The following is a 12779-nucleotide window of genomic DNA, read 5'->3' on the forward strand; positions in this document are numbered from 1 at the left end:
CGGGCCGCGAGGCGCGGCGCGACTCAGAGGAGCGCGGACGTCCGCGGGCCGAGGCCCAGAGACGCCGCCGCGCGCAGCTGCTCGGCCGTGTCGACGTCGCGGCGCAGGGTCGAGTCGGCTCGCACCTCGAGGCGGACGAAGCCGGATGCCGCGTGCCGCGCGGCCGAGTCGGCGCCGAACGCGGGCGCCAGGTGCTCCCCGGGCCTCGCGGTCACGAGGGTCGTGCCCGTGCCCTCGGCATCCGGCGTGAAGGCGCGCGCGTGCGCCTCGGCCCGCGCGAGCGCGCCGTCGAGATCGGCCGGATCCAGCGCGGGCAGGTCGCCGAGCATCACCGCGCGGGGTTGGTCGACCTCCACGGCGTCGAGCCCTGCCGCGATCGCGGCGTTCAGGCCCGCGCCCGGGTCGGGAACCACCCACAGGTCCGCGTGCCCCGGATCGAGCCGCAGCGCGTTCGCGACGAACTCCTCATCCGAGCACACGAGCACAACGTCGGACACATTCCGCGCGCGGCATGCCACCTCGAGGGTGTCGAGGGCGATCGCGGAGGCGAGCTCCGCGCGATCCGGATGCTCCAACCGGGACTTGCCCCCCGGCCCCTTGACGGGGATCACGAGCACCCAGCCGGGCGTCACGCGAAGCGCTCGCGCAGCTTCGGCAGCACCTGCTCGCCATACAGACGCAGGAACGCCTCCTGGTCGTGCCCGGGGTCGTGGAACACCAGGTGGCGGAAGCCGAGCTCCACGTAGCGCGCGATCGCCTCGATGTGCTGCTCGACGTCGTCCGACACGATGAACCGCGACGCGGCGCGCTCGATCGGCAGCTCCTCCGCGCGGCGCTGCATCTCGATCGGGTCGTGGATGCCCGTCTTCTCCTCGGGCTTCAGGGCCAGCGGCGCCCAGAAGCGCGTGTTCTCCTTCGCCTGCGCGAGGTCGGGGCGGAACGAGACCTTCACCTCGATGAGGGTGTCGACGTCGTCGCGCGAACGGCCGCCCTTGGCGATGCCGTCGTCGAACGCGGGGAGCAGCTCGTCGGTGTACAGCGTCGACGCCTTGCCGCTCGTGGTGATCCATCCGTCGGCCATACGACCCGCGAGACGGGTCGCCGCGGGGCCGGATGCGCCGATGTAGATCGGGATCGGCGTCTCGGGGCGGTCGTAGATCGTCGCGTTGTTCGTGGAGTAGTAGGTGCCGTCGAAGGTCACGCGCTCGCCCGCCCACAGCTCGCGGATGAGCAGGATCGCCTCCTTCATGCGCTGGAAGCGCTCGGGCGACTCGGGCCAGTCGAGACCGAGGGTGACCTCGTTCAGGGCCTCCCCCGTGCCGACGCCGAGAATGAAGCGTCCCGGGTGCATCGCGCCGAGCGTGCCGAACGCCTGGGCCACGACACCCGGGTGGTAGCGGAACGTGGGTGTGAGCACCGAGGTGCCCAGCAGCACCCGCTGGGTGCGCTCGCCGACGGCTCCGAGCCACGGCAGCGCCGCCGGGGCATGGCCGCCGTCGTGCATCCAGGGCTGCATATGATCCGACAGGAATACGCTGTCGAATCCCATCTCCTCCGCCAGCACCGCGTAGTCGAGCAGCTCGCGGGGCCCGAACTGCTCGGACGAGGCCTTGTAGCCGAAGCGCATCGGAATGGTCATGGGGCTCCTTAGTCGGGCGTGGTTTTCGGCGTGGTTTTCGGACGCGGTCAGGTGGTGAGAGCGGGGGCCAGCATCGAGTCGCGCACGGCCGTGAGCCGGCCGCGGAAGTCGGAGACGGTGCCGGGCCACAGCAGCGTGAGCCGCCCCGAGCGCGGGTCGGTGTACCAGTTGCGGCAGCCGCCCTCGACCCACGGGGTGCCGGCCGCGCGCTCGGCGATCTCGGCGGTGTACGCGGCCTCGGCCTCCGGATCGACCCGGATAGGGGTGCCCTGCGAGATGAGCGAGGCGGCGAAGGCGGCCTGCTCCTCCATGATGAGCACCGCCGAGTTGTGGCCGAGTGAGGCATTGGGGCCATTGAGCACATACAGATTCGGGAAGCCGGAGACGAGAGTCGAGCCGACCGAGGTCATCCCCTCCGACCAGTGCTCGTCGAGCGTGCGGCCGTGCTCCCCCGTCACGAGGCGCGCGTATGGCTGGCGCGCGGCCTCGAACCCCGTCGCGAGCACCACCACATCGACCTCGTGGCGCGATCCGTCCGCGGCGACGAGCTGGTTGTCGGAGGCGCCGGCGAGGGCCGAGGGCACGAGGTCGACGAGCCCCGAGGCGATGGCGGGGTAGAAGTCGTCGCTCAGCAGCACGCGCTTGCACCCGAACGCGTAGTCGGGGGTGAGCGCATCGCGCAGCTCAGGGTCACGCACCTGCCGAGCGAGGTGCGTGAGGGCCGACTCGCGCGCCTCCGATGCGGCGACAGGATCTCCGGAGCGCGACGCGAAACGCGCCTCGCCCTCGACGTACAGCTCCTCGCGCAGCCGCGCGAGCGATCCGGGATCCCGCTGCCACGCCTCGCGCTCGGCGCGCGCGTAGGCGCGGTCGCGCCGGGGCACGATCCAGGCCGGCGTGCGCTGGAACAGCGTGACGTGCGCGCCCTGGCGGGCGAGCTCGGGCGCCAGCTGGATGGCGCTCGCGCCCGTTCCCACCACCGCGATGCGCGCGTTCTGCACCCGGATCGACGCATCCCACCGCGCCGAGTGGAAAACGGGGCCGGGGAACTCGTCCAGGCCGGGGATCGCCGGTATCAGCGGCTCGGTCAGCCGCCCCGCGGCCAGGATGAGGTTGCGCGCGAGGAATCCGCCCTCGTTCGTCGACCCGGCAGTCCCCTCGTTCGTCGGGCCGCCGCTCCCCTCGTGGGTCGGGCCACCACCCCCCTCATGCGTCGACCCTGGGCCGCCACTACCCCCTTCGTTCGTCGAGCGAGCGAAGCGAGTCGAGACGGCCCGAACCTCCCACTCGACGTCGTGCGGGTGATCCGAGCGCCCCGACGAGCGTGCCACCGATGCCGAAGCCATCGCGGTGGACAGGCGCAGGTGCCGCTCGAGCCCCTCCTGCGCCACCACGTGCTCGAGGTACGCGCGGATCTCGGCACCGGGGGCGAACGTGCGCGACCAGCCGGGCCACGGGTGTGACGACAGCCCGTAGAGGTGCGCCGGCACGTCGCAGGCGACGCCGGGGTAGGTGTTGTCGCGCCAGGTGCCGCCGACAGCCTCCGCGCGCTCGAGGATCACGAAGTCGTCGTCCCCTGCGGCCTTCAGCGCGAGCGCCGCCGCGATGCCCGCGAAACCGGCGCCGACGATGACGGTGCCCACCCTCTCGTTCACGCGCGCGCCTTCCCTGTCGCGCGGAAGACGTCGGCATACGTGGTCGAGCGCTGGCGGAAGGGGCGGAACAGCTTGCGGGCCATGTCGCGCGCCTCGGGGAGGGGCAGCTCGAGTCCGCGCTCCACACCCGCTCCGGGCAGCACCCGTCCGTCGAGCAGCGTGCCCCCGAGGTCGTCGCCGCCTGACCGCAGCAGCTCGATCGAGGTGGGCACGCCGTGGCGGGTCCAGGGGATCTGGATGTGCGGGATCACGCCCGAGAGCATGAGCCGCGACACCGCGACCATCGCGCGGTGCTCGTCGAGCTCGGGGCGGTCGGCGACGAGCGGCACTCCGCCGCCCAGCGGGCGGGGGAGCGGGATGGGCACGAACTCGGTGAACCCGCGGGTCTCGGCCTGGATCCGGATCAGCTCGCGCAGGTGCGCGATGCGCTCGGCCGCGGTTTCGACGTGGCCGTAGAAGAGCACCGATGTCGAGCGGAATCCCGCCCGGTGCGCGGCGGTGAGGTTCTCTCGCCATCGGTCGATCTCGAGGTCGCCGGGGGCGATGAGCCCGCGCACGCGCTCGCTCAGGATCTTCACGCCGGTGCCCGGGACGGTGTCCACCCCTGCCTCGCGCATCGCCTCGAGCGCGCCGTGAAGGCCCCGCGTCGAGCGGTCGGCGAGGTCGGCGACATCCTGCGGGCGGAACGCGTGCAGGTGCATTCCCGGGGCGGCATGCTTGATCGTGCGGGCGATGTCGAGGTACGACTCGGCGTCCTGGTCGGGCGCCACCAGACCCTGCACGCAGATCTCCGTGAGGCCGAGCTCGGCGGCGTCGCGCGTGAGGGCATCGAGCCCTTCGAGATCGAACGTGTCCGGCTCGCCCGTGCGTGTGCGGCGGAAGAGCGTCGAGGCCACGTTGCGGTTCGCGACGATGGTCAGCGCCTCGCCGACCGTGTAGCGCCGCACGTCGTCGGCGGTCGCAGCGAGGGCGTCGGCGTCCGCGCCGGATGCGCGCAGCAGCGTCTCCCACTCGCGGTCGTCAAGCGACGCGGGGGAGGAGGCGGCACGGTCGAGGAGCGCGGCGAAGCCCGCGCCGGGCGTGAGGCGCTGCGGCGCGCTCGCCGCCCGGTCGGTCGACGAGCGCGGGGCCGCGGGGGAGGAATCGCGCGTCCGGGCGAGCCCGGTCTCGGGATCGGCCAGCGCGAGCGTGGCGTCGCGGATCGCCGGATCGAGCCACTCGTCAGTCAGGTACGGGGGATGCGCGGTGAGCCGCTCGGCGAGCGCGAACCCCGCTTCGGCCGTATAGCGCGCGAGGTCGTCGACGTGCGGCCAGGGGCGCTCGGGGTTGACGTGGTCGGCGGTGAGGGGAGAGACGCCGCCCCAGTCGTCCGCACCGGCACGCAGCAGCAGTCCGAGCTCGGCGGGGTCGGAGAGGTTCGGCGGCACCTGCACGCGCATCGCCGGGCCGAGCACCAGCCGGGCGACGGCCACCGCGGCGAGGTACTCGGTGAAGCCGGCGTCGTCGCGCGAGGAGGCCGCGGTGCGGTCCTTCGCGCGGAAGTTCTGCACGATCACCTCTTGGATGTGTCCGTGCCGTTCGTGGGCCTCGCGCAGCGCGACGAGCGATTCGGCGCGGTCGCGCAGCGTCTCCCCGATCCCGATCAGCACACCGGTCGTGAACGGCACCTTCGCCGATCCGGCATCCTCCAGCAGCTGCAGGCGAACCTCCGGATCCTTGTCCGGCGATCCGTAGTGCACCTGACCCGGCGCCTCGTAGAGCCGACGCGAGGTCGTCTCGAGCATCACACCCATGGACGGCGCCACCGGACGCAGCATCGCGAGCTCGTCGGGCGTCATGATGCCGGGGTTGAGATGGGGGAGCAGGCCCGTCTCGGCAGTGATCGCGCGCGCCATATCGGCCACGTATTCCAGAGTCGACATATAGCCGTGCTCGTCGAGCCAGGCGCGCGCCTCGGGCCACCGGTCCTCCGGGCGGTCGCCCAGTGTGAGCAGGGCCTCCTTGCATCCGAGGGCCTGCCCCTGGCGTGCCACGGCGAGCACCTGCTCGCGGGACATGTAGGTGGGCTTGTGCTGCGTGAGCAGCTGGCCGGGGGTGTCGACGAAGATGCAGTAGTGGCAGCGATCCCGACACAGCGTCGTGAGCGGGATGAAGACCTTGCGCGAATAGGTGATCACGCCCGGGCGGCCGAGCTCTTTTAGTCCTGCGTCCCGCACGCGCGCCGCCGCATCCATCAGCCGCTCGAGATCGGCGCCCGTGGCCGCGAGCAGCGCCTCGGCGTCGGCGACATCGGCGCGGCCGCCCGCCTCGGCCCGCGTCAGTGCGGAGGCGAGTGTGGAGGTGCCGGGATCGAGCAGGGTCACTGGTTCATCCTCGCACCGCAGCGCCGGGCCGGGGGCGGATCGGGATGCGGCGACGCGATCCGGATGTGCCCGATCGTCATCGGACTGTGAGGTGGCGGCAGCGGATGCCACGGCAGGATGGATGGATGGTGACCCTCCTGCTCGACCAACGTCAGCTCGAGATCGTGCTCTCCCGCACCGAGCGGCTGCTCGCCGCGCAGCGCCACGGGCTCCGCATCGAGCGGTCGTCGATCGCGCGTGTGCAGCTGACCGACGACCCGGCCACGTGGCTGCGCGGTGTGCGCTCCCCGGGGCTCCACATCCCCCGCGTGGTGTCGCTGGGCACGTGGCGCTCGGCGCAGGGCGACGACTTCGTGGCCGTGCGCCACGGCCGTCCCGGCGTGGTCATCGACCTCGAAGGCGACGAGCGCTTCAGCCGGCTCATCCTCTCGACCCGTCACGGCCTCGCGCTCGCGAAGGCGCTGCGTCTCGACCAGACCAGCGACAGCGAGGCCTGACGCGGGCGGGGCGAGATCCTCTCGCCCTCCTACGCACTGGGAAGCTCCGGCGACCGGAATGGTGCCCTTTTGTGCCCCAGGGTGAAATGAGGGGTGAATCCAGGCGCTGTCGGGGGAGAGCGGCACCGGCGACGGGCAGGATGACCCCCGTGAGGCCGCAATCCCCTGGCCTCAGCCGCACTCGGGGGCCGGACCAAATCTGGGGAGATTCGTCCCGGTCCCTGCGGAGGTCGGGGTGACGGGCGAGGTCCCGTTGTCCCGGCCCGAGGGGACCTCGGTCGGCGGAACGCTTCGCGGGCGCAGCGCTCAGGCGGCGGGCTTGCGGAAGTGCCACAGCACGAGGCTCGGCCGGTCCGAGACGGCGCGCGACACCTCGGGTGAATAGGCCATGAGCGACCACGGCCAGTCGACCCAGTCGCCGGGTGCCGAGGTGGCGTCGGGTACCGGCCCACCCCACGTCGCGCCCGGCTCCTCGCACCCGCGCACCTCGAAGCCCGCGTCGAGCGCCGCCCGCAGATAGCTGCCGAGCGGGTGAGGGAAGGTCGGCGCGAGGTGTCGTTCGCCGTTCGGGCCGAGCCCCTTGATGCCTGACCCGAGCCGCGTCAGCTCAGGGTGGATGTCGGAGATCAGCAGGTCGCCCCCGGGGCGCATCACGCGGGCGAACTCGGCGAACACCGGCGCGAGCTCGGCGACGTGCACGAGCGCGAGACCGCACGTGACGACGTCTGCGGATGCGTCAGCCACCGGCAGCGCGTCGAGCGAGCCGAGCCGGAAATCGGCGTCGGGTACGCGCAGCCGCGCCCGCTCGAGCATGTCGGGTGAGCCGTCGACACCCACCACAGCGTGCCCTCGCGCCGCAAGGAGTCCCGCGAACCGCCCGGTTCCGCATGCGGCGTCCAGCGCATCTCCGGCTTTCCGGCCCTCGACCCACTGCGTGATGATCGGCTCGTCGAGCGCGAACAGCCCGCCACCGCCTCCCGCGTCGTAACCGGAAGCCTGTTGCCGGTACGACACGTCGGCGCTCACCGTTTCGACATCGACGCCGACGCCCTGCAACTGCTTGTCATCGAGCAGCCGTCGCACCTCGGCAAGCCGCGCCTCGACGAAGGCCCGGTCGTGGCGCCCGGCCCAGGAATCGAGCAGTGCCATTCCCTCAAGCCCGATCAGATACGCCAGTGGATCTTGATAGGTCACGAGCGCCGAACCTAGCAATCGCGCGCAGCAGGGGGCAACGGCCCGGCGTTTCCCTCATCGCCGCCCGCGCACCGGGATCCTGCCACCGCGGCGCTCCCGCGAACCGTGCAGTGCTCCCCCTGCAGACTCCAGATGCCCGCCGCCGATCCTGCATCGCGTCCAGGAATCACCGCATTCCGGGCCCCGTGTGACAAACGGGTGAAAGCGGGGGTGAAAAGAAGGTGCGCGCCTCGACCGTTCTGACAGGGGCGCGTCTGCGCGTGGGATCATCCGTGGAACGCCATGCCCAGTTCGAACCGCCCTTCCGCTGACGATCAGCACGACCGCAGCCACACATCACACTCGGCTGCGGTGGTCGCCGTGCACCTCGGTCCCGAGGTGCGCAATCGCGCGAGCGCCTGGTGCGAGATCATCGTGGCCGTCCATCGCGCGGGCATGCTGCCGGATGAGGCCATGTACGAGGCGTCGATCGCGTTCGCGGCCGCGACGGTGGATGCGGGCATGGTCGCCCGACGCGCGCTCGCCCACGTCGACGGCTCGCTCGGCCTCGCCGTGACGGGTGGGCTGTCCGCCGCGGCGCGTGCCACGATCCTGCGTGACGTGCGCGATGTGCGGGGGATCGCCGTGCGCTTCGACCAGCCCACACCGGTCGAGACCGACCTCGAGCGCGCGCTGCTCGCCGGCGACCTGACCACGGCCAACCGCATCGCCCTGCGGGAGCATCCGTTCACCGGATCCATCGGCGGCCTGCTCGCGCGTCTGGAGCCGGAGCGGCTGCAGGATCACCCCCTGCTCGCACTGCGGGTGGCCGCCTCGATGCTGTCCCGTGAGCAGACCCGCGCCCGCGCGGACGTGTACTTCCAGATCGCCGCGCGCTCCCGCGCGGGGATCGACGAGCTGACGGATCCGGTGGCGCGTGCCGTGGCCCACGCCCTGATGAGCGTGGCCCTGCGGCGCGCGGGCGACGTGAATCGCATGCTCGAGCACACGCGCAAGGCGCTGGAGGTGCTCGAGCCGCGGGCGCTCTCCCGGCAGACCACGGGCGAGGAGAGCGAGCCCGTCGCGATGGGTCTCGACCAGGCCGGCACGAGCCTCTACCTCTCCGGCGACAGCCTCGGCGCCCGTCGCGCCTTCGAAGCGCTCAGCGTGCATGCCGGCGCCGCGCGCCTGCCCCACCGGGCCAACCGGGCGCACGCGCTGCTGGCGCTGCTGGATGCCATCGAGGGGCGCATGAACGCGGTCGAGCAGCGCCTGGCCCGCATCGATCCTTCGGCGTGGCCGGACGGCTGGGACGGCGCGCACCTCGCCAAGCCCATGCACATCGCGAAGGCCGCCCTGCTCACCTCTCGCGCCGACCCGATGGGTGCACTGGAGGAGCTGCGCCTGGTCGAGGCCGACTACGCCTCCACCGATTTCTGGGGCGCGATGCACGTGATGCGCGTGGTGGCGGCGGGTCTCGCGGAGGACGACGAGCTCATGGCGCGGTTCCTGCGCGAGGGGGAGCAGCATCCGGGGCCTCATCTGCCCGGCACGGTGGCGAGCATCGATCTCGCCCACGCGATCGTGAGCGGACTCGCACCCCACATCGCTCCGCCGCGCCCGCCGTACACCGCGATGTCCGACGCGGCGAAGGCGATCTCGGCCCTCGCGCTCGTGCGGGTGCGACGCACCGCGGCGTCCGAGGTCGTCGCCGGCATCACCACCGCGGTGCCGCTCGCGCGCATCTTCGTGCTGCTGATCCGGTTCCTCTCCGCGGAAGAGCAGGATCGCGCCGCGGCCGCCGCGGAGGTCGCGGCCCTGGCGAATCACCACGGTCTGTGGTCTCCGTTCGCGATGCTCACGGCCTCGGAGCGCGAGCTGCTGCGCGAGCTCGCCCCCGCCGGCGCGCTCGCGGAGTTCGACCGCTATCGCACCCGCGCTCTCTCCGGGCAGGCTGACGTCGTGCTCACCGAGGGGGAGCAGCGTGTGCTCGCCGCGCTCGCCACCGGTGCGAGCCGTCCGCAGATCGCGCGCGATCTGCATCTCTCGCTGAACACCGTCAAGAGCCACCTGCGCTCGCTCTACATGAAGCTCAGTGCCACCACGCGGGATCAGGCACTGCAGCGCGCGCTGTCGCTCGGGCTCGTGAACGTGCCGCACTGATCCGGATCAGTCCGCTCGCTTCGCCTGTACGTGCGGGAAACGAGCCGAACGGGACGCCGGACGCGGGGGAGTCAGCCCTCGCGCGAGTGCTTCCACTCCGAGAGGCCGGGCCACGTCGGCGTGCGGTGCTGCGCCGGCTCGACGTCCTCGGCCGCCTCGGGAGCCACGACGATCTCCTCGTCGGGCGTCTCGAGCTCGTCGGGCTGGTCGGCGTCGTCGTGCGCGGCGTTGTCGATCGGATCCACCTCTTCGACCTCATCGGCCGCGCGCTCGTCCTCGGAGATCTCGCCCTCGATCGGATCCGTGAACGCCGCCTCGGTGGGGCGGTCCTCGTCATCGATCTCGACGATCCGATCCGGCGTCTCGCTCACATCCGCGTCGCCGCCGGCGTCCTCCGGGAGCGGATCGGGCGACTCCGTTCGGCCGCTCTCGCCGTCATCGTCGAGGTCGACCACCTCGTCGGGCGTCTCGAGCGTGTCCGGATCGTCGGCATCCTCCTCGGCGGGGGAGGGCACGGGCTCCGGCTCGGGCACCCAGCCGGGCGAGGGCTGCTCGCCCTCCGGCGACGCCGCGATCAGCTCGGCCTCATCGGCCTCGACCTGGCGCTCGAGCTCAACAGGGCTGAGGCCGCCGACCTCCGGGCCACTCGCCGTGTCGACCTCGGGGGCACCCGCGCCGTCGTGCTCCGGCGCCCCCGCGCCGACGATCGCGACGGTCTGGCCGCCGTCCGCATACTCCGCGCCACCCGCCTCCGACTCGGGGAGCTCGATGGTGGCGTCCGCGGTCTCGAGGGCGTCGGGGTCGTCGGCGTCCTCCTCGGCGGGGGAGGGGACGACCTCGGGGGCCGGAACCCAACCGGGCGTCGGCTGCTCGCCCTCGGGCGACGCGGCGATCAGCTCGGCCTCGCGAGCCTCCACGTCCTTCTCGATCTCCGACGCCGGACGGTCGAGCCACGCGAGCGGGTCGTGCGCCGACCCGGGCCCGGCGGCCGGGGTCACGGGGTCGGCCGCCCCCGGCACGAAGGGGTCGACCGCGACCGCGGCCGCGGGTGCCGCGACCGGGGCCACCACGGCGGCCGGCATGGGCGGCGTGACGGCGGCGGGGTTCGAGACGGGGGTGGGGATCGATCCGGCCTCGGGCTCGGTGGCCTCGTCGCCCGCCGCGGCGGATGCGGGGCCGGCCCAGGTGCCGTTCACGATCTTGAGGAAGACGTCCTCGAGGCTCGGCTGCCTGAACGCGAGCGACGACAACGGCACCCCGGCCTGCGCGGCGAGCTGGCCGATCTCCGACGGCCTCGCCCCCAGCACGTTGACGCCCGAGCGCAGCAGCTCGAACTCGTAGCCGTTGTCGCGCAGCAGGTCGCGCAGGGCGCCACGCTGCGGGGAGTCGACCGCGACGACGTGCTCGGCGTCGGCGAGCTGCTCGATGCCGCCCGAGAACAGCAGCCGGCCGTTCGAGATGATCAGGATGTTGTCGGCCACCTGCTGCACCTCGCTCAGCACGTGCGACGACATCAGCACGGTGCGCCCCTCGTCGGCGAGGCGACGCATCAGCAGGCGCATCCATCGGATGCCCTCGGGATCGAGCCCGTTGGCCGGCTCGTCGAAGACGAGCACATCCGGATCGCCCAACAGGGCCTCGGCGACGCCCAGACGCTGGCGCATGCCGAGCGAGTAGCCGCCGATGCGCATGCCGCCCACGCCCCCGAGTCCGACGACCTCGAGCATCTCGTCGACGCGCGACACGGGCACGCCGATGGCGCGCGCCGCGAGGGTCAGGTGACGAACGGCCGTGTGCCGCGGCTTGTACGACTGGTTCTCGAGCAGCGCGCCGACCGTGCGGCGCGGGTTCTGCAGCTTCTTGTAGACGACGCCGTCGATCAGGGCGGTGCCCTTGGTGGGAGCGATGTCTCCGAGCAGGATGCGCAGCGTCGTCGACTTGCCTGCGCCGTTCGGACCGACGAAACCGGTGACGACGCCGGGCTCGATGCGTGCGGTGAAGTCGGACACCGCGGCGACGTCACCGAACACCTTGGTGACTCCGCGGAACTCCAGGACCTTGCCCTCGGCCATCAGTTCCCCCTTCCGAGGCTGAGCTGTTCCCCTTATCCTGCCCGATCCGGCCGGTTCTGCCGGGAACGCGCGGGCCGATCCGCTCCGCGCCCGATGACGGCGACACGAGTCGCCCCGGGTAGCCTCGAACCGTGACTCCGTCCGAATCCGCCCCCCGCGTCGTCGCCCGCAAGGAGGGTGGCCTCGGCACCATCACGCTCAACCGCCCCGAGGCGATCAACGCCCTCGACGTGGGGATGATCCGCTCGATCCGCGGTGTGCTGGACGCCTGGCTGACGGATCCGGACGTCTCGGTCGTGCTGTTCGTCGGGGCAGGGGAGCGCGGATTCTGCGCGGGCGGCGACGTGCGCCACCTGCACGCCGCGATCCGCGAGGGCGACTTCGACACCCCCGACGAGTTCTTCCGCGGCGAGTACACGCTCAACGCCTGCGTCGGGGAGTACCCGAAGCCCATCGTCGTGCTGGCCGACGGCGTCACGATGGGCGGCGGGATCGGCATCGCAGGACACGCCGCGGTGCGGGTGGTGACCGAGCGCTCGCAGCTCGCGATGCCCGAGACGCGGATCGGCTTCACCCCCGACGCCGGCGGCTCCTGGCTGCTCGGGCGCGCGCCCGGCCGCCTCGGCGAGTACCTCGCGCTCACGAGCGCCGTGATGGGGCCGGCCGACGCGATCTACACGGGCTTCGCCGACCACTTCGTGCCGTCGGATCGCCTCCCCTCCGTGCGCGAGGCGCTCACCACACGCGCCGATCCGGGCACGCCGGCCGAGCTGATCCTGCTGTTCGACGAGACCCTCGATGCCGGCCCGATCGAGCGCGCCCAGCCCTGGATCGACGAGGCATTCGCGGCCGACACGGTCGCGGAGATCCAGGATCGCCTGCGCGCGCTGATCGACTCCGGCGACCACTTCGAGGGCGACGTGACCCCGGCAGCTGCGCTCGCCGCGTTGGAGGAGCGCTCGCCCACGGCGCTGACCATCACGCTCGCGGCGGTGCAGTCGGCCCGCTGGCTGCGCAACCTGCGCGAGGCGCTGAGTCAGGAGTACGGCCTCGTCACCTGGTTCATGCGCACGCAGTCCGACATGGTCGAGGGCATCCGCGCCCAGCTGGTCGACAAGGACCGCTCGCCCCGGTGGAGCCCGCCCGCTCTCGCCGACGTCGACCCCGAGCTCGTCGGCGACGCCTTCACCTTCGAGGTCGACCGCGGCCTGTTCTGA

9 protein-coding genes are annotated in these 12779 nt (G+C 72.4%); 3 read left to right on the plus strand and 6 right to left on the minus strand.

The annotated features are described in order from the left end of the window. Positions 1–23: 23 nt before the first annotated feature. The 4 genes from cofC to cofG are packed head-to-tail and all read right to left on the minus strand — an operon-like array spanning position 24 to position 5657. On the minus strand, positions 24–632 hold the full coding sequence (gene cofC, locus J5V96_RS03370; RefSeq protein WP_208500210.1) for a 2-phospho-L-lactate guanylyltransferase: 609 nt from the start codon (positions 630–632) through the stop codon (positions 24–26). Further along, complete coding sequence (fgd, locus tag J5V96_RS03375) at positions 629–1639, minus strand: glucose-6-phosphate dehydrogenase (coenzyme-F420) (protein ID WP_208500211.1); 1011 nt, start codon at positions 1637–1639, stop codon at positions 629–631. The genes cofC and fgd overlap by 4 nt, the downstream gene beginning before the upstream one ends. A 47-nt stretch (positions 1640–1686) precedes the next feature. Further along, a complete protein-coding gene (locus J5V96_RS03380; RefSeq protein ID WP_208500212.1) occupies positions 1687–3294 on the minus strand; it encodes a flavin-containing monooxygenase in 1608 nt (535 codons plus the stop codon). Continuing rightward, entirely contained in the window at positions 3291–5657 is a 2367-nt protein-coding gene (cofG, locus tag J5V96_RS03385; RefSeq protein ID WP_307793407.1) for a 7,8-didemethyl-8-hydroxy-5-deazariboflavin synthase CofG, read from the minus strand. Before cofG ends, J5V96_RS03380 begins: the two co-directional genes overlap by 4 nt. A gap of 125 nt (positions 5658–5782) precedes the next feature. Here cofG and J5V96_RS03390 point away from each other — a divergent pair, with 125 nt between their 5' ends. Further along, positions 5783–6154 (plus strand): hypothetical protein, encoded by a 372-nt coding sequence (locus J5V96_RS03390; RefSeq protein ID WP_208500213.1) that lies wholly within the window; start codon positions 5783–5785, stop codon positions 6152–6154. A gap of 306 nt (positions 6155–6460) precedes the next feature. On the opposite strand, the gene J5V96_RS03395 is transcribed toward J5V96_RS03390, so the two are convergent. After that, positions 6461–7366 carry a class I SAM-dependent methyltransferase gene (locus J5V96_RS03395; RefSeq protein WP_208500214.1) on the minus strand — a complete coding sequence of 302 codons (906 nt, stop codon included), beginning with the start codon at positions 7364–7366 and terminating at the stop codon, positions 6461–6463. A gap of 333 nt (positions 7367–7699) precedes the next feature. Here J5V96_RS03395 and J5V96_RS17340 point away from each other — a divergent pair, with 333 nt between their 5' ends. Next, complete coding sequence (locus J5V96_RS17340) at positions 7700–9490, plus strand: helix-turn-helix transcriptional regulator (RefSeq protein ID WP_208500215.1); 1791 nt, start codon at positions 7700–7702, stop codon at positions 9488–9490. A 71-nt stretch (positions 9491–9561) separates the two neighbouring features. Here the strand turns inward: J5V96_RS17340 and J5V96_RS03405 are convergent, their stop codons facing one another. Continuing rightward, positions 9562–11562, minus strand: coding sequence for an ATP-binding cassette domain-containing protein (locus tag J5V96_RS03405; protein WP_208500216.1), 2001 nt, complete (start codon positions 11560–11562; stop codon positions 9562–9564). Between the two features lie 131 nt (positions 11563–11693). On the opposite strand from J5V96_RS03405, the gene J5V96_RS03410 reads away from it, so the two are divergent. After that, a complete protein-coding gene (locus J5V96_RS03410; protein WP_208500217.1) occupies positions 11694–12779 on the plus strand; it encodes an enoyl-CoA hydratase/isomerase family protein in 1086 nt (361 codons plus the stop codon).

The organism is Microbacterium stercoris (assembly GCF_017592545.1).
Lineage (GTDB): Bacteria > Actinomycetota > Actinomycetes > Actinomycetales > Microbacteriaceae > Microbacterium > Microbacterium stercoris.